This is a genomic window from Telluribacter sp., from assembly GCF_035998675.1.
Lineage (GTDB): Bacteria > Bacteroidota > Bacteroidia > Cytophagales > Spirosomataceae > Telluribacter.
On sequence record NZ_DASYHI010000020.1, the window covers coordinates 870,869 to 887,053 of the forward strand.

22 protein-coding genes are annotated in these 16,185 nt (G+C 49.5%); 5 read left to right on the top strand and 17 right to left on the bottom strand.

What is annotated here, in order from left to right:
* Positions 1–91 precede the first annotated feature (91 nt).
* The 11 genes from VGN67_RS17850 to VGN67_RS17900 all read right to left on the bottom strand — a co-directional run bounded on the left by VGN67_RS17850 (position 92) and on the right by VGN67_RS17900 (position 7,084).
* Positions 92–760: a hypothetical protein gene (locus VGN67_RS17850; RefSeq protein WP_327488213.1), complete on the bottom strand. Its 669-nt coding sequence runs from the start codon at positions 758–760 to the stop codon at positions 92–94.
* 431 nt (positions 761–1,191) lie between these two features.
* Positions 1,192–2,070: a manganese catalase family protein gene (locus tag VGN67_RS17855; protein WP_327488214.1), complete on the bottom strand. Its 879-nt coding sequence runs from the start codon at positions 2,068–2,070 to the stop codon at positions 1,192–1,194.
* Positions 2,071–2,342: 272 nt separating this feature from the next.
* Positions 2,343–2,951 carry a trimeric intracellular cation channel family protein gene (locus VGN67_RS17860; protein WP_327488215.1) on the bottom strand — a complete coding sequence of 203 codons (609 nt, stop codon included), beginning with the start codon at positions 2,949–2,951 and terminating at the stop codon, positions 2,343–2,345.
* A 27-nt stretch (positions 2,952–2,978) separates the two neighbouring features.
* Positions 2,979–3,584, bottom strand: coding sequence for an FMN-binding negative transcriptional regulator (locus VGN67_RS17865; protein WP_327488216.1), 606 nt, complete (start codon positions 3,582–3,584; stop codon positions 2,979–2,981).
* A gap of 55 nt (positions 3,585–3,639) precedes the next feature.
* Positions 3,640–4,101, bottom strand: a complete 462-nt coding sequence (locus tag VGN67_RS17870) for a GNAT family N-acetyltransferase (RefSeq protein WP_327488217.1) — start codon at positions 4,099–4,101, stop codon at positions 3,640–3,642.
* 235 nt (positions 4,102–4,336) lie between these two features.
* Positions 4,337–4,702, bottom strand: coding sequence for a glyoxalase/bleomycin resistance/extradiol dioxygenase family protein (locus tag VGN67_RS17875; protein ID WP_327488218.1), 366 nt, complete (start codon positions 4,700–4,702; stop codon positions 4,337–4,339).
* Positions 4,703–4,810: 108 nt separating this feature from the next.
* The gene (locus VGN67_RS17880) at positions 4,811–5,308 is read right to left on the bottom strand and encodes a VOC family protein (RefSeq protein WP_327488219.1); all 498 of its coding nucleotides are present in this window, start codon (positions 5,306–5,308) and stop codon (positions 4,811–4,813) included.
* Between the two features lies 1 nt (position 5,309).
* Positions 5,310–5,606: a hypothetical protein gene (locus VGN67_RS17885; RefSeq protein WP_327488220.1), complete on the bottom strand. Its 297-nt coding sequence runs from the start codon at positions 5,604–5,606 to the stop codon at positions 5,310–5,312.
* A 271-nt stretch (positions 5,607–5,877) separates the two neighbouring features.
* Positions 5,878–6,222, bottom strand: a complete 345-nt coding sequence (locus VGN67_RS17890) for a DUF86 domain-containing protein (protein ID WP_327488221.1) — start codon at positions 6,220–6,222, stop codon at positions 5,878–5,880.
* Positions 6,222–6,503 carry a nucleotidyltransferase family protein gene (locus VGN67_RS17895; protein WP_327488222.1) on the bottom strand — a complete coding sequence of 94 codons (282 nt, stop codon included), beginning with the start codon at positions 6,501–6,503 and terminating at the stop codon, positions 6,222–6,224. The genes VGN67_RS17890 and VGN67_RS17895 overlap by 1 nt, the downstream gene beginning before the upstream one ends.
* Positions 6,504–6,811: 308 nt before the next feature.
* Positions 6,812–7,084: an acylphosphatase gene (locus VGN67_RS17900; RefSeq protein WP_327488223.1), complete on the bottom strand. Its 273-nt coding sequence runs from the start codon at positions 7,082–7,084 to the stop codon at positions 6,812–6,814.
* 299 nt (positions 7,085–7,383) lie between these two features.
* Between VGN67_RS17900 and VGN67_RS17905 the strand changes: the two genes are divergently transcribed.
* Together VGN67_RS17905 and VGN67_RS17910 are read left to right on the top strand one after the other, a co-directional pair.
* The gene (locus tag VGN67_RS17905) at positions 7,384–7,671 is read left to right on the top strand and encodes a 2TM domain-containing protein (RefSeq protein ID WP_327488224.1); all 288 of its coding nucleotides are present in this window, start codon (positions 7,384–7,386) and stop codon (positions 7,669–7,671) included.
* A 36-nt stretch (positions 7,672–7,707) separates the two neighbouring features.
* A complete protein-coding gene (locus VGN67_RS17910) occupies positions 7,708–7,968 on the top strand; it encodes a 2TM domain-containing protein (protein ID WP_327488225.1) in 261 nt (86 codons plus the stop codon).
* Positions 7,969–8,031: 63 nt separating this feature from the next.
* Here VGN67_RS17910 and VGN67_RS17915 read toward each other — a convergent pair whose 3' ends face one another.
* Together VGN67_RS17915 and VGN67_RS17920 are read right to left on the bottom strand one after the other, a co-directional pair.
* On the bottom strand, positions 8,032–8,826 hold the full coding sequence (locus VGN67_RS17915) for a thymidylate synthase (RefSeq protein WP_327488226.1): 795 nt from the start codon (positions 8,824–8,826) through the stop codon (positions 8,032–8,034).
* 67 nt (positions 8,827–8,893) lie between these two features.
* Positions 8,894–9,328 carry an OsmC family protein gene (locus VGN67_RS17920; protein ID WP_327488227.1) on the bottom strand — a complete coding sequence of 145 codons (435 nt, stop codon included), beginning with the start codon at positions 9,326–9,328 and terminating at the stop codon, positions 8,894–8,896.
* Positions 9,329–9,493: 165 nt separating this feature from the next.
* Between VGN67_RS17920 and VGN67_RS17925 the strand changes: the two genes are divergently transcribed.
* The 3 genes from VGN67_RS17925 (at position 9,494) to VGN67_RS17935 (ending at position 11,822) form a co-directional block, all read left to right on the top strand.
* Positions 9,494–10,267, top strand: coding sequence for an NYN domain-containing protein (locus VGN67_RS17925; protein ID WP_327488228.1), 774 nt, complete (start codon positions 9,494–9,496; stop codon positions 10,265–10,267).
* Between the two features lie 170 nt (positions 10,268–10,437).
* On the top strand, positions 10,438–11,490 hold the full coding sequence (locus VGN67_RS17930; RefSeq protein ID WP_327488229.1) for a sialidase family protein: 1,053 nt from the start codon (positions 10,438–10,440) through the stop codon (positions 11,488–11,490).
* A 68-nt stretch (positions 11,491–11,558) separates the two neighbouring features.
* Positions 11,559–11,822, top strand: coding sequence for a 4a-hydroxytetrahydrobiopterin dehydratase (locus tag VGN67_RS17935; protein WP_327488428.1), 264 nt, complete (start codon positions 11,559–11,561; stop codon positions 11,820–11,822).
* Between the two features lie 157 nt (positions 11,823–11,979).
* On the opposite strand, the gene VGN67_RS17940 is transcribed toward VGN67_RS17935, so the two are convergent.
* From VGN67_RS17940 to VGN67_RS17955, 4 genes are all read right to left on the bottom strand, one after another.
* Positions 11,980–14,151 carry a PKD domain-containing protein gene (locus tag VGN67_RS17940; RefSeq protein WP_327488230.1) on the bottom strand — a complete coding sequence of 724 codons (2,172 nt, stop codon included), beginning with the start codon at positions 14,149–14,151 and terminating at the stop codon, positions 11,980–11,982.
* A 29-nt stretch (positions 14,152–14,180) separates the two neighbouring features.
* Complete coding sequence (locus VGN67_RS17945; protein WP_327488231.1) at positions 14,181–14,810, bottom strand: TetR/AcrR family transcriptional regulator; 630 nt, start codon at positions 14,808–14,810, stop codon at positions 14,181–14,183.
* A 60-nt stretch (positions 14,811–14,870) separates the two neighbouring features.
* Positions 14,871–15,242, bottom strand: a complete 372-nt coding sequence (locus VGN67_RS17950; protein WP_327488232.1) for a hypothetical protein — start codon at positions 15,240–15,242, stop codon at positions 14,871–14,873.
* Positions 15,243–15,615: 373 nt separating this feature from the next.
* Entirely contained in the window at positions 15,616–16,077 is a 462-nt protein-coding gene (locus VGN67_RS17955) for a DUF4112 domain-containing protein (RefSeq protein WP_327488233.1), read from the bottom strand.
* Positions 16,078–16,185 lie beyond the last annotated feature (108 nt).

The window sequence follows — 16,185 nt, forward strand, 5'->3', positions numbered from 1 at the left end:
GGGTAACGTCCACGGCTGTATGCGTACCTGGAAACACTTAACCAGTTAAAAAAGCCGGTTGAAGTGGGCCTGGGGAGTAAGGGGTACTTTTTCAGAGAGGAGGATTAAACCGGGCCTGGTAGTAGGGAATTTTTTTACCGGCCGTCAACACGATTTCATCCACCGCCCAGGAGGGGGTTGAGCGGGTATCCCTGGATAACTTGTGTACGTAATCCCAGATAACCCTGCCAGTCTGCTGATCAAACAATTCCAGAATCACCGCCCTGTTGTTTATCGGCCCTTTCCCCTGTTTCAGGGACGGCAGGTCTCCGGTTCCAATGACTTGCGTTTTTACCTCAAAATCTGTCATCGTCGTGTTGAACAAATAGTTGGGAATAAGCACGGCATCGACGTTTAGGATGGCACACAATTCAGCGGGTGACAGGGCATGTTCGTCAAAATAACCGGCTTCAGCCAGCCTGGCGTTGGTTTCCTGGACTTTCTGAACATTAACAAATACATGGTGCAGGGCTCTTCCCCGCAGCATCCAGGTGTACATTCTCTGCTGAAAGTTTAACGATTCCCGGCTTTGGCGCTCCTTCGAGTCGGTCCTATCCGTTTGGATATTCCCAAAGGTAGCGACATAGGGAGGAATAACGGCGATTAACCGGTGGGTGGCCGCCAGGGCCTTGGCTTCGGAAGTCCGATACTTTCTTGTACAACTACCTAGGAGCAGAACCACACAGACCAATACCGACAGGGAAAGTACTATTTTACGCATCTTTTGGAGGGTTATTATAGTGATATTGCAGGAAACTACCTGACAATAAGTAGGTAAAGGCCCGCCCGAACGATAGCTACTACTCCCGATTCCCTGATTACTAAAAAGTTACAATAAGTAATTTGGATTTTACAATAGAGGCTGAAACCTAGAGCAAAAGGAGGAAGATCAGAAGCCCCTGAAGTGCTTTTGATTGTTAGGACACCATCGCTACCGACCAACTCTAAAAACAGCCTGGTGTCCCGGCCCAAAGCCTGAACCCCGACAAAAAAGCCCGGATGCTGGATTAGGAGTAAGGAGCTTTCAGGCGGCAGGTACTCAGAGCTTCGGTGAAGTACCGTTCTGTAATTAAAGCACTACTCAATTTACAAAAAACGGGGGAAGCTGCCAAAAGGCAGTTTCCCCCGTTCTAAAATTAGAAAAGTCAGGTACTACGTAAGCTTTTCCTTGACTTTTTTCATAATACCTCCGCCGGAACCATCCATCATTTGCTCCTTTTGGGCGTGGCCCTTAGGATCGGGAGCACCCAGCTTAGGTACTTCTCCGTGCGGCTGCGCATGAACAAACTTGAACTCGCCTTTGCCGTCGATCGACCGGCCCCGGGTCCAGCGGCCCAGCGGCGGCTCGGGCTTTTCGATATTGGTTGAAATAAAAGCGTAGCTGAACTCCTTATGCTCCTCGCTCTGCGGGAAACTATTTGGTATGGGGTGGTTATTTTCCAGACCGCCCAATTCTTCCAGCACCGCCAGCCACTGGTTCTGGTGCATGGTATCACGGGCAATCAGGAACGCCAGCATATCCTTCATGCCCTTGTCGTCGGTCGACTCCCACAGCCGCGTAGCCAGTACCCGACCACTCGACTCAGCCATAACGTTGGCGTGCATATCGGCCGCCAGGTTACCGGTACCTACCACCCACGAACCATTAAAAGGTACTCCGTTGCTGTCAACGGCCATGGCCGCCATACCCGACGAAAGTACATGGCGCGGGTCCATACCGCCCATGATACTGCCTACAATTGGATTTTCGCCCGCCACTTTATCTTTAAGATCATTGGTAGCCCCCTCCAGATTCAGCGCCACGGCCGTAGCCAGCATCTCAATATGTGCCATTTCTTCGGTTCCTGTTTCTAAAAGCATGTCCCGGTACTTTTCCGGTCCCCGCGCGCCCCACGCCTGAAACATGTACTGGAGGCACACCCTGATCTCTCCCTCAATTCCACCAATAGCCTGCTGAAGCAACTTTGCAAAAGCCGGATTGGGTTTGTCTACACGTACCTTGTACTGCAGCTTTTTATCGTGATAAAACATAATAAAAAAATGTTTAAGTGTGTAAAAACTGGTTACACCGCTTGAACTTAGGTACCGCCCGGATGTTTGAAAAAAAGTGGTACAATAGAAACAATCTTTATTAAGTACCTGTCAAATAAGTACTTAATAAATAATTAATTTCTTATCAGTTGTAGGGAAGGTCAATCTTGTTTGTAACTTGTCCAGGAGGAAGAATATACTACGTCGCCAAGTCAATATGCTTGCTAAGGTACTTACCGGAAAGCCGGAAGGAAAGAAAATCTTTTGACTGGTTATCTGAAAAAATTTGGAATGCGCCAGTGGTACTGCACCGCCAGAATGCGAATCAGGATAATAACCGCCGAAGCCAGGATAAAGGCCGTAATGCGCTCGGCACCGAAGTAGTCCAGCACCAGGTAGCTGACGGCTCCGGCCAGGCAAGCCGTGGAGTAAATTTCTTTTTGGTAAATAATGGGAATGTCGTTGTTCATGGTGTCCCTGATTACGCCCCCCATTACGGCAGAAAACACCCCCATAATAGCGGCAATTTCGGGCCTTACCCCCAGATACAGGGCTTTTTCGGTACCTACTATGGTAAAGAGCGCGATGCCGAAGGTATCGAACAGGAAAAGGGTGCGGCGCAGCCGCAACAGTTGCCGATAGAAAATGAAAGTAGCCAGTACGCCCGCCAGTATCGCGTACAGGATAGTGATATCGCTGATCCAGACCAGCGGATAACTACCCAGCAGTACATCGCGCACAGTACCCCCACCGATAGACGTAATAAAGGCCGTGAAGGTAGCTGAGAACCAGTCCTGGTGTTCCTTGTCCCGCACCGCCAGTGCCCCCGATATGGCAAAAGCAAAAGTACCGACGATTTCAAGGACGTATTGGATACTCATGGGCGGCTTCGGGACTGCATAAGGTACTTAATTCAGCTTCATATAGTCCGCCACTTCCCGTTCGTGGGTGCGGGTACTTTCCGAAAGTACTTCTTTGATTCGTCTTTGTTCCACCTCCGTTCTATTCTGGCTTAGTTTCTTCTTGGCCTGCAAATCAGTAACTACTATTTCAAAGGCGACAATTCCCCTAACCATTTTCTGTTTGTAGTCATCGGGCAGGCTGTCCCATTGGCTTTTATATTCTTTTTCGTAAGTATTTATCGTTGCTTCAAGTACCTCAAAAGCCCGGTCTGAATCGGGCAGTACCTGCCCCTGCCCGTAGGCATGTACCGAAAAATAATTCCAGGTAGGTACGTTCTGTTCTTTGTCGTAGTGCCCGGGCGAAATATAGGCATGAGGCTCCGCAAATATGACAAGTACCTGGTTATCGGCTATTTCCTTCCACTGTTCGTTGGCTCTGGCAAAATGTGAGGTCAGGACTACCTTATCATCCCGGACGGAAATCACGAAGGGCAGATGGGTCGCCGTTGGAACATTATCAGTAGCCGTAATCAGGGTAGCAAAGCTGTGCTCCTGCATAAAGGACAGGATTTCTTGCTGGTCCGTGGCAGCGAAGATCTTGGGGATGTACATGGGTTAAATGCAAAAGTTTGAAAACGCAAAGGTACCTGGCTTTTGTTGCCGAGGTTTATTCCTGATCAAAATGAAACTTCATTCCTTCGTGCGAGGCAGTAAATCCCAGCTTTTCGTAGAACCGTAGGGCGTCGGGTCGTTTTTTATCGGTGGTTAACTGAAGTACATGCGCGTGCCTTTCGCGGGCTCTCCGGATAGCCCATTCAAACAGCTGCTGCCCAATCCCCTGCCCTCTTACATCTTCCCTGATTCTGACGGCCTCGATCTGGGCTCTTGTGCCTCCCTGGTACGTCAGGTAGGGTATAAAGCTCAGTTGCAAAGTACCTATAATCTCATCATTTTCGTTTTCTACTACGATAAGTTCCTGGTTGTTATCGCGGTTTATCTGCTCAAACGCATCATAGTACCTGCCCGGCAAGGGGTCCCGGTAATCCTCCCGGAGCTGCCCGAGCGGGTCACTGGCGAGTAGTTGAACGATAACCGGAACGTCTTTCCGAACTGCTTTTCTGAATTTCATACTGCTGGTGCTTTTATCGATCCCGACGCAAAGTACATACAGTTGCGGAAGGAGCAGCAGCTTCCCTGGAAAATCTTGCTCCCAAAACGTATACGGTTTTTTCTGTCCTGCCAGGTACTCCTCAGTTGAATAAGCGCGGGGCATCGTAGGTACTTCCCCACCCTATGCCCCCTAGTTGGTTCGCTACGCTACCAGCTAACCCGAAAAACTGATTTTCCGTAGTTCCCTTTCTGGTTTAGGGGGCATCTTCCATGATAAAAATAAGATTTCGGTTGAGGTCAAAGAATCCGAATTCGTTGGTTTTCCAGGGCGTGTTTGCTTTAAAGGCATCCCGATCCACCGTCCCCCGCTCTACAAACTCTTCGAAAAGGGGTCTGATATCCCGTGTATAAATTCTGATCACCGAACCGCCCAACAGGGGATCTTCTTCGGTATCGGCGTGCCACTGAAGGTGCAGCCACAGATTACCGCGGTACAGTACCGCGTACATTGGGTCCTGAAAGTGGGGCTCAAAACCCGTTTTTTCCCGATACCAGCGTACATCCCGCTCGATACCCAAAGAAGGCAATACCGGAATGATCTGAACCAGTTCGGCAGGCATGGGTGAAGTAGTTTTTTAAGTTAGTAATAAGAGAATTAATCTGTACAGAACCCTGCCCAGAGGTGTGGCACTCACGGATCAATAATGACCGGTTGAAGCCGGGGTACCTCAGCTACCCTGTCTGAGCTCGGCCAGTAAACCATACAGGTCGAGGCGTTGGGTGTACATGTCCAGCGAGCCGTCTTCCTTTTGTGGCCACTGGTCCTGCGGACGGTCCCAGTACAACTCCACGCCGTTGCCGTCGGGGTCGTCGAGGTAAAGGGCTTCCGACACGCCGTGGTCGGAGGCACCCGAGAGCGGGTACTTAGCCTTATTTAACCGCTCATAAATAACCGCCAGGTCGCGCCGGGTCGGGTAAAGAATGGCCGTATGAAACAGGCCGGCCGACTGCCGGGGCGCGGGCGGTCCACCCTTGCTGTACCAGGTATTGAGGCCAATGTGGTGATGGTACCCTCCGGCCGAAATAAAGGCGGCATCGGTGCCGTAGGTCGTGGTTAGCTCAAAGCCCAGCAGGTCGCAGTAGAAGGCGAGCGAGCGGCTCAGGTCGGCGACTTTCAGGTGTACGTGTCCGATGCGGGTTTGGGCCGGAATGGTATAGGGTTCCATGCTATTTTTCCTGGGTCAGGGTAAAGACATTGGTGGCTTCCAGCCCACGTACTTCGTGCTCGGCGTTGACGGGTATGTGGTACGTATCAAACTGCCTGAAATGGAGTACTTCGCCCCCAATTCTGAATTCAATCGCTCCTTGTAGTACGGTCAGCAAGGTGGGGATGGCAGCTTTATGCTTTTTGAGCAACTGGTCCTGTACGAGGCCAATGGCCAGCAGGTTTAGCTTTTCGGTTTTCAGAATGGGTAAAACCGCAGGTTTGTCGCTGGTAAAATGTAAATTTTCAATAATATTCATGGGTAGAGTACTATTACTTTTTAATGCGTATTCATTCAAGTACCTGGCAAAAAAGTATTCACTAGCGATTACTCACTCCACCGGCACTGTTGAAAAACGAAGGTAAGGTTTGATGAGGAGTAGGGTACATAAAAGTAGTTAGATGTCCAGGGATAGAGCTATTTTCCGCAGCCTCTACTCTATTTTGTTTCTATCCTGATTAGACTAACTTCCAACCAAATACTATATTAAAGGAAAGCAATTGGTACATTAAAGTTTAAACCAGGTTCTGCTAAACTTCCTCATTCCTGATAATAGCGTTGATCTGTTGCTCAAAGCCGGGTAATACACCTTCCACTACTCCCCAAACTGCCACTAAATCAACACCCATGTAGTCGTGAATAAGCTTATCGCGCAATCCGGCGATTTTCCTCCATTCTACCGCTGGATACCGGGCCCGGAAAGCAGAAGGACGTTGTTTAGTAGCTTCTCCGATAATCTCAAAATTCCTAATTACCGCATCCTGTACCATGCTTTGCTGAAGAAAGTCTCTTTCACCTAATCCCCGGGTATAGTCTTTGATCTTTGCAATACAGTCAGCAATGTGGTGCAGGTAAATTAGTGGCTCTTTCTGCATCAAATTATCCTGATTAGATCTTTTTGAATATAAGGCTTAATGTGTTCACTCACCGAGTTGATCGTTACCAAATCAACCCTTATACCCAAAGAATCCGAAAGTTCCTGCTCTAAGCCAATTAAATCCAGCAGATTAACTTTGGATTTAAAATCAATCAGAATATCCAGGTCACTGTTCAAGGTATGCTCATCACGGGCATAGGAGCCGAAAACCCCTACTAAACTGGGCTTGAATCGGCTCGTAATTTCCTTTATCTTATTTTTTTGATGAGGTGTCAGCACGGTATAACTCTATTACAAGTCGGATTATTCGTCAATTGTATTTATAACTATTTCCAATCTGCTATTCTTGTTTTGGAATGATGCGTTGAAAATATAATTTTTATCAGTCTTCACTTTTACACCACTACTATAAAACTTATAAAATGTATGCTTACCTGTTAGATTGGTGAGTATCTTTTGTTTTTTTATAATTCTTTCCATTTTCAGGCGAAGTAGAGTTAGAGAACATTATTTAGTAAAATAAAATCATTTTGATTAGACTATTGATGGCAGAGCTACCTTTGCTGTGCACCAATGATTTTAGCCCTCTACCGCCGCTGCTCAAACTCCCGGTACCCCTGCACCTCCCCTTCCTGCACCAGTACCTGATCAACCCGGGCCAGCAGGGGGCCTCGGTGGCACCAGCTCAGGAACGCCTCAAGTACCTCCCCGGTACCTTCGGCTTCGATGTAAACGCTTCCGTCGGGCTGGTTCTGGACAAAGCCCGTCAGTCCCAGTTCGTGAGCCTTTTCCTGGGTACTGGCCCGGTACCATACGCCCTGTACCCGTCCCTGAACGGTAATGTTCCAATGCTTTTTCATGGGTGGCGGCTACTTTTATTTTGGTGTGACTACTGATTACCAATGTTAAGTAATAATTTTATAGTATTCAGCTCTTAAGGCTGGATTTACCCCTTCTGATTGCCACTTCGGCCCCGGAGAAAATGTAAGCTTACTGGCACCAACTATTTTTCACTCCTGATTTCGGGTGGGTTTATCCCGAAAAAAAAGAGGTTCGTCGGATTCAGGTAGCCCCTGGAATAGGCAGGTACTATCTTTGAACTACCCAACTGAAAAACAACAGGATAGCAGTCAAACCATTACCATATACCTAAACAACTATGGAACCTCAACGCAACGAACAACTCTGGAAAGTAGCCCAGAACCGGGCAGCCTTCAAGATTCACCTGCGCACTTACCTGCTCGTTAACACCGGCTTCTGGATCCTGTACTTTTTTATGTCCAAACAGCCATGGGGCGAAAGAATGTACCCCTGGCCGCTTTGGCCCATGTTGGGTTGGGGTATAGGGCTTGCCTCGCACTATTTCTCTGCCTACCGCTCGGTTGATAAAGAGAGTATGGCCGAGCGGGAGTACCAGAAACTAATGAACGAAGGTCGCCGAAATTAACATTAACCATCCAAATGTACTTAATCTACCCTGGTCATGGAACCCAAAAACGAACGACTATGGCGCCTGGCCCGGCTCCGCGCCAAATTCAAGAATAACCTGATCGCTTACTGCGTAATAAACCCGATCCTGATCCTTTTCTGGTACTTCAGCAGCGGCCCCAATACCTTTTTCTGGCCGGGTTTCCCTCTGTTTTTCTGGGGACTCGGACTGGCCTTTGAAGGATTTAACGCGTATTACAACAAGGGAGGTCTGGTGGAGAAGGAATACGAAAAACTACTTCGGGAACAAGGGTAATCTTTTCCTGAAATACACCAAAAGGGGTGAGCAACGCCACGTTGCTCACCCCTTTTGGGTTGCCTATACCGCTACCGGGGCTTTTATGCCCGGCCAGGGGTCGTAGTTGTCCAAGGTGAAGTCTTCGTACTTAAAATCAAAAATGCTTTTCACGTTCGGGTTGAGCTTCATGGTGGGCAGGGGGCGTGGCTCGCGCCCCAGCTGTAGGTTAACCTGGTCGAGGTGGTTGAGGTAAATATGCGTATCACCGCCCGTCCAGATAAAATCACCCGGCAGCAAACCGCACTCGTGTGCGATCATCATGGTCAGCAGGGCGTAACTGGCAATATTGAAGGGTACCCCCAGGAAGATATCCGCGCTGCGCTGGTACAGCTGGCACGAAAGCTTGCCATTGGCCACATAAAACTGAAACAGGGCGTGGCAGGGCTGCAAGGCCATGAAGGGCAAATCGGCCGGATTCCAGGCTGAGACGATCATCCGGCGCGAATCGGGATTTTTTTTCAACTGTTCGAGCAGGTCCTTCATCTGGTCAATGGTACCTCCGTCGGGACCCATCCAGCAACGCCACTGTTTGCCGTACACCGGCCCCAGACTCCCGTCCTCATCGGCCCATTCGTCCCAGATACTCACGCCGTTGTCGTTGAGGTACTTGACGTTGGTATCGCCCTTCAGAAACCACAAAAGTTCGTAAATGACCGATTTGATATGTACTTTTTTGGTAGTGACCAGCGGAAATCCCTGCTGTAAATCAAAGCGCATCTGGTAACCAAACACACTAAGGGTACCCGTACCGGTGCGGTCAGATTTGCGGTCGCCGTTTTCCAAAACGTGGCGAAGTAAGTCGTGGTATTGCTGCATGTGTGGTACCTTAATTGGAGTCCTTTATTCTAAACTAATTTATCGTGAATCTGAAATCTGCCCGGCCTTAGCTGCCCGCTTCTTCAATGGTTACGCTGTGCGTAAGCTCCGCGGTACTTTCGAACTGGGCCGTAGCCGAGCAGTACTTCTCCATCGAAAGCTGGATGGCCCGGTTGACCTTGGCCTCGTCCAGCCCTACGCCTGTCAGCTTGAAATGCAGGTGCATGGTGCGGTAGGGCTTCCGTTCGGTTGTGGCTTCTTTTTCCCGGTCGCCTTCGGCTACTATTCGAAAATCGGTAATCTGCTGCCGTTGCTTTTTCAGAATAAGTACTACATCAATGGCACTGCAGCTGGCCAGGCCCATCAGGAGCAGTTCCATGGGCCGCACGCCCGCATTATGTCCGCCTATATCAAGTGCGCCGTCAATATGCACCGTGGCGTCAGACGAGCCGGAGGCTTCAAAATGGAAGGCGTCGTCTACGCGTACAAGTTCTACTTTCATGAATAGTTGAGATAGGAATGAGAGTTTGTTAGTCAAACGGGCCCGAAACCGGGTTTCCTGATACAAAAGTCCGATTAGTTTCCGAAAGGTTCAAATAAAAAAGTAAATCAGCAGCAGGCATAGTTCTTTTATTTACCTTGCCAATTCAATAGCCCTTTACACTTCATGTTAACCACCGATAGAGACTTACGCCTGGCGGTACTCATTGATGCCGATAATGTTCCTTATTCCAACCTGCAGGGGATGCTCGAAGAAATCGCTAAATACGGCAGCCCTACCTTCAAACGTATTTACGGCGACTGGACCAACCCCCGACTGGCGGGCTGGAAATCGGCGCTGCTGGAAAATGCCATAACTCCGGTACAGCAGTACAGCTACACCAGTGGCAAAAACGCCACCGACTCCGCTATGATCATTGACGCCATGGATATACTGTACACCGGTCGGGTGGATGGTTTTTGTATAGTGTCCAGCGATAGCGATTTTACACGCCTGGCGATCCGCCTGCGCGAAGCCGGCATGAAGGTATTCGGCATGGGCGAACAAAAAACCCCAATCTCCTTTACCTCGGCCTGCGACCGTTTTATTTATATTGAAATCCTGCGAAAATCGGCCGACACCAACGGTTCAGACCAGTCCGAAGCCCCCGAAATCAGGTCGAAGTCTACCGTTAAAAAACGCGCGCCCAAGACGGATTCGTCCGATAAAAAATTGAAAAATCTCATTGCGGGCAGTATCAATGACGTGGCCGACGAGGATGGCTGGGTGTTTCTGGGCGATCTGGGTAACCTGCTGATCAAGAAGCGTCCCAGCTTTGACTCCCGCAACTATGGTTTCAACAAACTTTTACCCTTAATTAAGAGCATGGATGCCTTTGAAGTGGACGAACGGGAGACCGGCAAATCTAACATCAAGCACGTTTACGTCCGGAATAGGTAGTTCGGGCAATGGCCGTCCGTGGCACGGATAGTCCGAATTAAAGATTCTCCGTATTACTGATGCCCTGCGTTAAAATGGCCCGTGGCACGAATCATACCTGGCACGGCCGAGATAAGTAGATTTGGTACCATTACCTGCTTCGAACTAAAAAATATACCACCTAAATCCCGATGAAAAAACTACTCGTGTCGCTGCTTGCCAGTGGAATTTCCCTGGTCGCTACCCTGCCGGGCTTCAGTCAGACTTCCGGCTCCTGGAAAAAGGTCAGCCAGGAAATGGTTTTTGAGAATCCGCCCTTTAAGGAATGCCACGCCTCTACCATTGAGGAGGTACAGCCCAATGAATTTCTGGCCGCCTGGTTTGGAGGTCCGCACGAAAAGCACAAAGATGTAGGTATCTGGACCGCCACCCAAAAGAACGGGCAGTGGAGCAAGCCGCAGCTTATGGCCGAAGGTATAATCAATAAAGACCTGCGTTACCCCTGCTGGAATCCGGTCCTGTTCAAGGCGCGTGAAGGCAAATTGTTTTTGTTTTACAAAGTAGGTCCTTCGCCCCAGGAGTGGTGGGGAATGGTCAGGACTTCCGACGATAACGGACAAACCTGGACCCAGCCCGAACGGCTACCGGATGGCATTCTGGGTCCCATCAAGAACAAGCCCATCCAGCTGGCCAACGGGGATATTCTGTGTCCGTCGAGTACCGAAACTAAGGAACGCTGGAAAACTCATATTGAACGTACCCCCGACCTAGGCAAAACCTGGGAGAAGGTGGCCGTTGACCCCGGCACCGCATTTGACGTAATTCAACCGAGTATACTTCAGTACCCCAATAACCGTTTGCAGATTCTGTGTCGCAGTAAAAATGACCGTATTGTGGAAGCGTGGTCTAATGATGGAGGCAAAACCTGGGGGCAACTGGCCAAGACCGAACTACTGAACCCTAACTCCGGTACTGACGCCGTCACCCTCAAAAACGGTACTACCCAACTGCTGGTGTACAACCCCACCTTGCGGGGTAAGCAGTGGGACAACGGCCGCCAGAAACTGCACGTTGCCACCTCCCGCGACGGAAAGTCCTGGACTGATGTGGCCGTGCTGGAAGATAAGGAAAGGGGTGAGTTCAGCTATCCGGCGGTTATCCAGGCTCAGGACGGCAAGGTACATATTACCTACACCTGGGACCGTAAGAACGTGAACCACGTAGTACTGGAGAGTACCCGCTAAGGCCAACGAAAACACTCCGGTAGCTTCTTGGGTTGAATAGTAAAAAATAACTATTCATCAACAACCTAATCAAGCAAACAGCCATGTGGGATGAAGTAGATAATAAACTGAAACGCAGCTACGAATTTGAAGATTTCCGGGAAGCCTTCGCGTTTATGACCCGGGTCGCCGATGTGGCCGAGCAGATGAACCACCATCCCTGGTGGTCGAATGTATACAATAAAGTTGAGTTCGAACTGACCACCCACGACGCGGGTGATACCGTAACCGAAAAAGACAAGCAGCTGGCCGAAGCCATTGATACCATCTACGATGACTTTGATGACCTGTAAGAAGAACTTTTAAAATAATGTTCAAGAGTCATCCCGTACTTTTGGAGATGACTTGAAAGGTAATAAGAAGAGCAGCTAATGCGGCTCTAAGTCGGTAGAGCGGGGTCAGAGCATTCTGGCACCGCTCTACTGTTCCTAGGTATCGGGGCTGGATCAATTACTCTACTACTACCCTTACGCGGTCGAGGTTCTGGATACGGGTATAGGGCGTTTTTGTATCTCCCTCACGTTGCGCTGCTACCCGCAGCGTCGGGAAGTAGGTACCTGGTTTAGAAAATGTATAGGTAGTCTTTACCGTGACATGAGAGCCTGTTTTGTCAGGAGTAACCTTTGCGGCAACCGGAAAAACGCCCGATTTTTCGAAGTCCCATCCGGACAGCTTGCCGACATCTTCCGGCAAACCTTCAAAGTTCCAGGCGGCTGCTACTACCTTACCTCTGTTTTCTGGCACTTCCACGCTGGCGGTAAAGGTTACGGGTTGGCCTACTTTCACCTGTGCCCGTTTCCCGCCATTGGCCTTTACGGTTACCACAGGTTGTATGCCTTTGCGCTCATCGGCAGCCTGCGGTACTACTACCTGACCGTCCACTACTTTATAACTCGTGGTAGCCGCCGGGGCTATACCCTTTTCGACCCAGGTACTTAGGTCAATCAGGGCCTGCTGCAGTACGCCCAGGTAGCCAACGGTGCGGGTTGGGTCATCTTCAATGGAAATATCGCCGTGCAGGGCGTGGTCGGTGTACCAGAGCCGGAAGTTTTCGTCAATGCGATCGCCCAAATGCTCCTTTACCCTGGAACGATACCAATCCGCCTGCCACGCAAAAGCTTCCCGGTCCCAAAGTGATGAAAGCAGAATCATCTTACCCTTAAACTTACCCGTTGGCAATACACCGGCTGCTCCCCGTGTAAACAGCGGCCCGAGCAACATAGGCCGTTGGGGGTACATCGGGTTCCCGTCTTTATCCCGGAACTGGTCGTAACCATGGTACTCTTTGCTGGGTACCTGATGACGGTGGTACGTCTGAACCGCCAGAAAATTAGAATTATCCACCTGAACCTCATCACCGGGTTTGATCTGGGTCAGTATTGCCGTATCAACAGGCCCAAGTACTACTTTATCCCCGGCTATTTTGGTTATCTGTAATGATTTACCGGCAGCCGCACCACTCCTGATGAGGAGATCTCCACCCAGAAAATCCATATCGGGCAGTACGTCTGCCAGTTGAAAGGCAACGGGCATCCCTCCTTCCACTCCACCAATGGCCTTCCAGGCGGCATCGGCGGTGCCGCGCTCGGTGGGCGACATGGGCTTGGATAATCCCAAACCGACCGCCTGGTCGCTGGAAATTCCTGCTTTAATCTTGCTCGGCTGTTGGATACGGGCCTTTAGCAATGAGGCCGGTGGATTAGCGCCCAGATAGCCGGGCACTTTCCAGAAGTCCTCATTAAAATATTTTTGGTCGGCCCCGACTACACCCTGATACAGTACTAAAAAACCATGTATACCCATGTTCTTGTACCCAAACCAGGCATGGGGTGGAAAGCCCAGGCGGGTTACCTCCTGAAGGGCCTCCTTTTCTTCGGCATTCAACCCGGCGTACATGTCGCCACTCCCTCCCGGCTCCAGGGCATCAATAATCTGGGGAAACTTGTCCTTCAGTACCCGCATGGCGTGCATCCGCACGGTGAATACGTTGGGAATAGACATGGGTGAGCCCAATACATAAGGAACAACTCCATCCCAAACTCCTTCGGTATTTTCGATGCTGCCAACGGTCCGATAAGCTCCTCCGCTCCCCCCAAACGCATAGCCATACGGACGCCTGCTACTATAGATTTGCTGAGCGACGACTCTGGAAAATTGCGCAGTAGCCGCGTTCACCCGGTATGCCCCAATAGTGGGATCTTTTGATTCCGGTTTGGCTAAGTCTACTCGCCCGCCCCCGTTTGTTTCGATGAAATAGGCCCCATGGGTAATCGCAAACCCAATCTTATCTTCCTCACCGGAGGCCCCCTGCGACAGGTTTTCGTTATCCGGAAAAGGAGTAATGTACTGAAAGAAGCGCCCCTGGTACTTCTCCTTTGGTGGGAAGTAAAAGGAGAAACGGGCGTTAGTGCCCTTGAACCCGCCATGCACGTACCGGTGGCGAAAGGAGCCTTCCCTCCATTCATCTACATCCACGTAGGGTTCTTTGAAGAGCGTGTCCTGGGTGGTAAATTGTTTAGCCAGTTCGCTGCTTAACTGCGGCAGGTTGTTTTGTGCCTGGCCAAGGTTAGCATAAACGACCGACAAACAAAGAAAGACGTTCCGAAAAAGGTGAGAGCGCATCAGGTGATAGTATAGTTATAATATTTGATTCAAATTGAGGCGTTCACCACCCCACTGGATAACCGGAGGGTTCGGATATGCTCATCTAAAGCCTTCATGCCGTCAACGGTGCAAAGTCCCCGGATAAATGTTGCCGTAGTGTTCAACAGTAAATCGGTCGCTGACAAATGAAAGTGCTTAAAAGGCTCTGTCCGAACGGCCACCCGGTGCAGGGCTAGTATGCTTCGTAAGACTACTTCCGGAAGGATGTCCTGCCGGAAGGCCCCCTGTTCTATTCCCCGGTGAATAATAGACAGAAAGTGCTGCTCAAACTTTTGGCCAATTACCCCCTCTACTTTTTTTTCCAGCTCGGGGTAGTAATGATGCAGGTCCTGGTAGAAGAGCAGGTTAATCTTGTACTCCGTCTCTATGGCTATCTGCCAGACCTCAAAAAAATGACAGGCTGCATTTTGCTCTTTCGGCAGACTTTCCAGCATTTCGTACTGCTGGTTGTGGTAGAGATGGAGTACTTCTTCCAGTAACCCCTCTTTGTTTGTGAAGTACTTATAGATGGTTTTGGTAGAAATGCCCAGCCATTCAACGAGCTTCTGGTTGGACATTTCCCGAGTACCATATTTCAAAAACAGCTTCAGCGATTTTTCTAGAATTTCTTCTTTCATACAGCCTTCCATGTACGTCTGCGGTTGGTTAGCGACCTGGCCAAACAGGATCGTTTCTACCTACTTTACCCGTTTAGCAGTTGCATCAAACCCATATACACTACCTTTCAGGGTATCATCATTTACTTTCGCCAGCTCCAGAGCCATGTCTCCACCCTGTGACGACTCAAAATAGATAGTCAGCTTATCTCCGCTCTCTTCTACTTTAGTGATTTTACGGGTGCCGCTGGCGGGGTCAGCCTGGTTCACAAGTTCCCCGGTAAGTTTCCCATCCTTCCGTACCAGTTCCGTCAGAAAGGTTATATCTCCCTGGGGCGAACTAAGTACCGTGATTTCCCACTTACCTGCGAAGAAATCCGCCGGAGCCTGTGAAAAAGCGGTGAAGGCAGTACCTACCATCAGGACGAAAAGAAATAAGTTAACTTTTTTCATTGCTGTAATTGATTAAGTTGAAATTGAACGGAATAGCTGACTCAGGAATAGGAGACTTTCAAATCCTCTCGTCGATTACTCGAGGCCTTGTTGGAAACTTTTATATATTCGATAATTTCCAACAAAGGAAATGGAAATTATTTTAAATAAAAAAATTTCCTCCATAAAATCTCCGTTCATGATGATGACTCTGTACAGTGAATGCCGATGGAACGCCAAGATCTTTAACATAGAGCACTACCGATTGCTATCAAAGTACGGAAGTCAAAGGCCGCGGCATACGACCAGTAGCTACGGAAAGGAAGTTACTAGTTAGCCCAAGCCACGGTTTGAAACCTGGCTTGGGCCGCGCAAAGAGTTATAACCGGAGAAGTTAGTTAAATAACCAGGCAAAAAACCGGTAGCTCAACCAGGCCATGGCTCCAACCACCAGGAACAGTACTAACAAGGCGGGCAGTACCACCTTCCAGGCTCCCCCCTGGTGGCGGCCTTCGACATAATGCTCACGCATCAGTTTTACATTCCGTTGATTGGCCTTGAAGGCCACATCAAAAATGTCACCTATGATTGGAATAGATCCCAGGAGGGCATCGATCACAACATTTAAGGTCATCCGGGCAATCACAAGTCGGCTGGCTCCGTTCTTGGCCAAAACGGAAATCATGTACCCGGATATACACAAAGTACCGAAGTCACCGACACCGGGAATAAGGCCTACCAAAGCATCCAGTCCAAACCGGATGTTAGTACCTGGAATTGTAAAGCGGGAATCCATCCATTTGGCCATCGACTCCATATCCGAAATGGCAGACTTTTGCTTTGAAACTGCTCGCATGGCTACTAGTAAGTATTTGTTTTAAAATGGTACCTACTAATAATGTGCCACTGGTATGCTGGATTGGAACTCTGCCTGGTGCTTTATTGGCATCCTCGCTCCTATTGA

Bases quoted from the DNA above. Each gene is read 5' to 3' on its own strand.
- VGN67_RS17880 (WP_327488219.1), bottom strand. From the start codon at position 5,308: ATGGAACCCTATACCATTCCGGCCCAAACCCGCATCGGACACGTACAC.
- VGN67_RS17870 (WP_327488217.1), bottom strand. From the start codon at position 4,101: ATGAAATTCAGAAAAGCAGTTCGGAAAGACGTTCCGGTTATCGTTCAA.
- VGN67_RS17925 (WP_327488228.1), top strand. From the start codon at position 9,494: ATGTTAACCACCGATAGAGACTTACGCCTGGCGGTACTCATTGATGCC.
- VGN67_RS17910 (WP_327488225.1), top strand. From the start codon at position 7,708: ATGGAACCCAAAAACGAACGACTATGGCGCCTGGCCCGGCTCCGCGCC.
- VGN67_RS17940 (WP_327488230.1), bottom strand. From the start codon at position 14,151: ATGCGCTCTCACCTTTTTCGGAACGTCTTTCTTTGTTTGTCGGTCGTT.
- VGN67_RS17890 (WP_327488221.1), bottom strand. From the start codon at position 6,222: ATGCAGAAAGAGCCACTAATTTACCTGCACCACATTGCTGACTGTATT.
- VGN67_RS17950 (WP_327488232.1), bottom strand. From the start codon at position 15,242: ATGAAAAAAGTTAACTTATTTCTTTTCGTCCTGATGGTAGGTACTGCC.
- VGN67_RS17885 (WP_327488220.1), bottom strand. From the start codon at position 5,606: ATGAATATTATTGAAAATTTACATTTTACCAGCGACAAACCTGCGGTT.
- VGN67_RS17850 (WP_327488213.1), bottom strand. From the start codon at position 760: ATGCGTAAAATAGTACTTTCCCTGTCGGTATTGGTCTGTGTGGTTCTG.
- VGN67_RS17865 (WP_327488216.1), bottom strand. From the start codon at position 3,584: ATGTACATCCCCAAGATCTTCGCTGCCACGGACCAGCAAGAAATCCTG.
- VGN67_RS17905 (WP_327488224.1), top strand. From the start codon at position 7,384: ATGGAACCTCAACGCAACGAACAACTCTGGAAAGTAGCCCAGAACCGG.
- VGN67_RS17855 (WP_327488214.1), bottom strand. From the start codon at position 2,070: ATGTTTTATCACGATAAAAAGCTGCAGTACAAGGTACGTGTAGACAAA.
- VGN67_RS17860 (WP_327488215.1), bottom strand. From the start codon at position 2,951: ATGAGTATCCAATACGTCCTTGAAATCGTCGGTACTTTTGCTTTTGCC.
- VGN67_RS17900 (WP_327488223.1), bottom strand. From the start codon at position 7,084: ATGAAAAAGCATTGGAACATTACCGTTCAGGGACGGGTACAGGGCGTA.
- VGN67_RS17955 (WP_327488233.1), bottom strand. From the start codon at position 16,077: ATGCGAGCAGTTTCAAAGCAAAAGTCTGCCATTTCGGATATGGAGTCG.
- VGN67_RS17915 (WP_327488226.1), bottom strand. From the start codon at position 8,826: ATGCAGCAATACCACGACTTACTTCGCCACGTTTTGGAAAACGGCGAC.
- VGN67_RS17920 (WP_327488227.1), bottom strand. From the start codon at position 9,328: ATGAAAGTAGAACTTGTACGCGTAGACGACGCCTTCCATTTTGAAGCC.
- VGN67_RS17930 (WP_327488229.1), top strand. From the start codon at position 10,438: ATGAAAAAACTACTCGTGTCGCTGCTTGCCAGTGGAATTTCCCTGGTC.
- VGN67_RS17875 (WP_327488218.1), bottom strand. From the start codon at position 4,702: ATGCCTGCCGAACTGGTTCAGATCATTCCGGTATTGCCTTCTTTGGGT.
- VGN67_RS17945 (WP_327488231.1), bottom strand. From the start codon at position 14,810: ATGAAAGAAGAAATTCTAGAAAAATCGCTGAAGCTGTTTTTGAAATAT.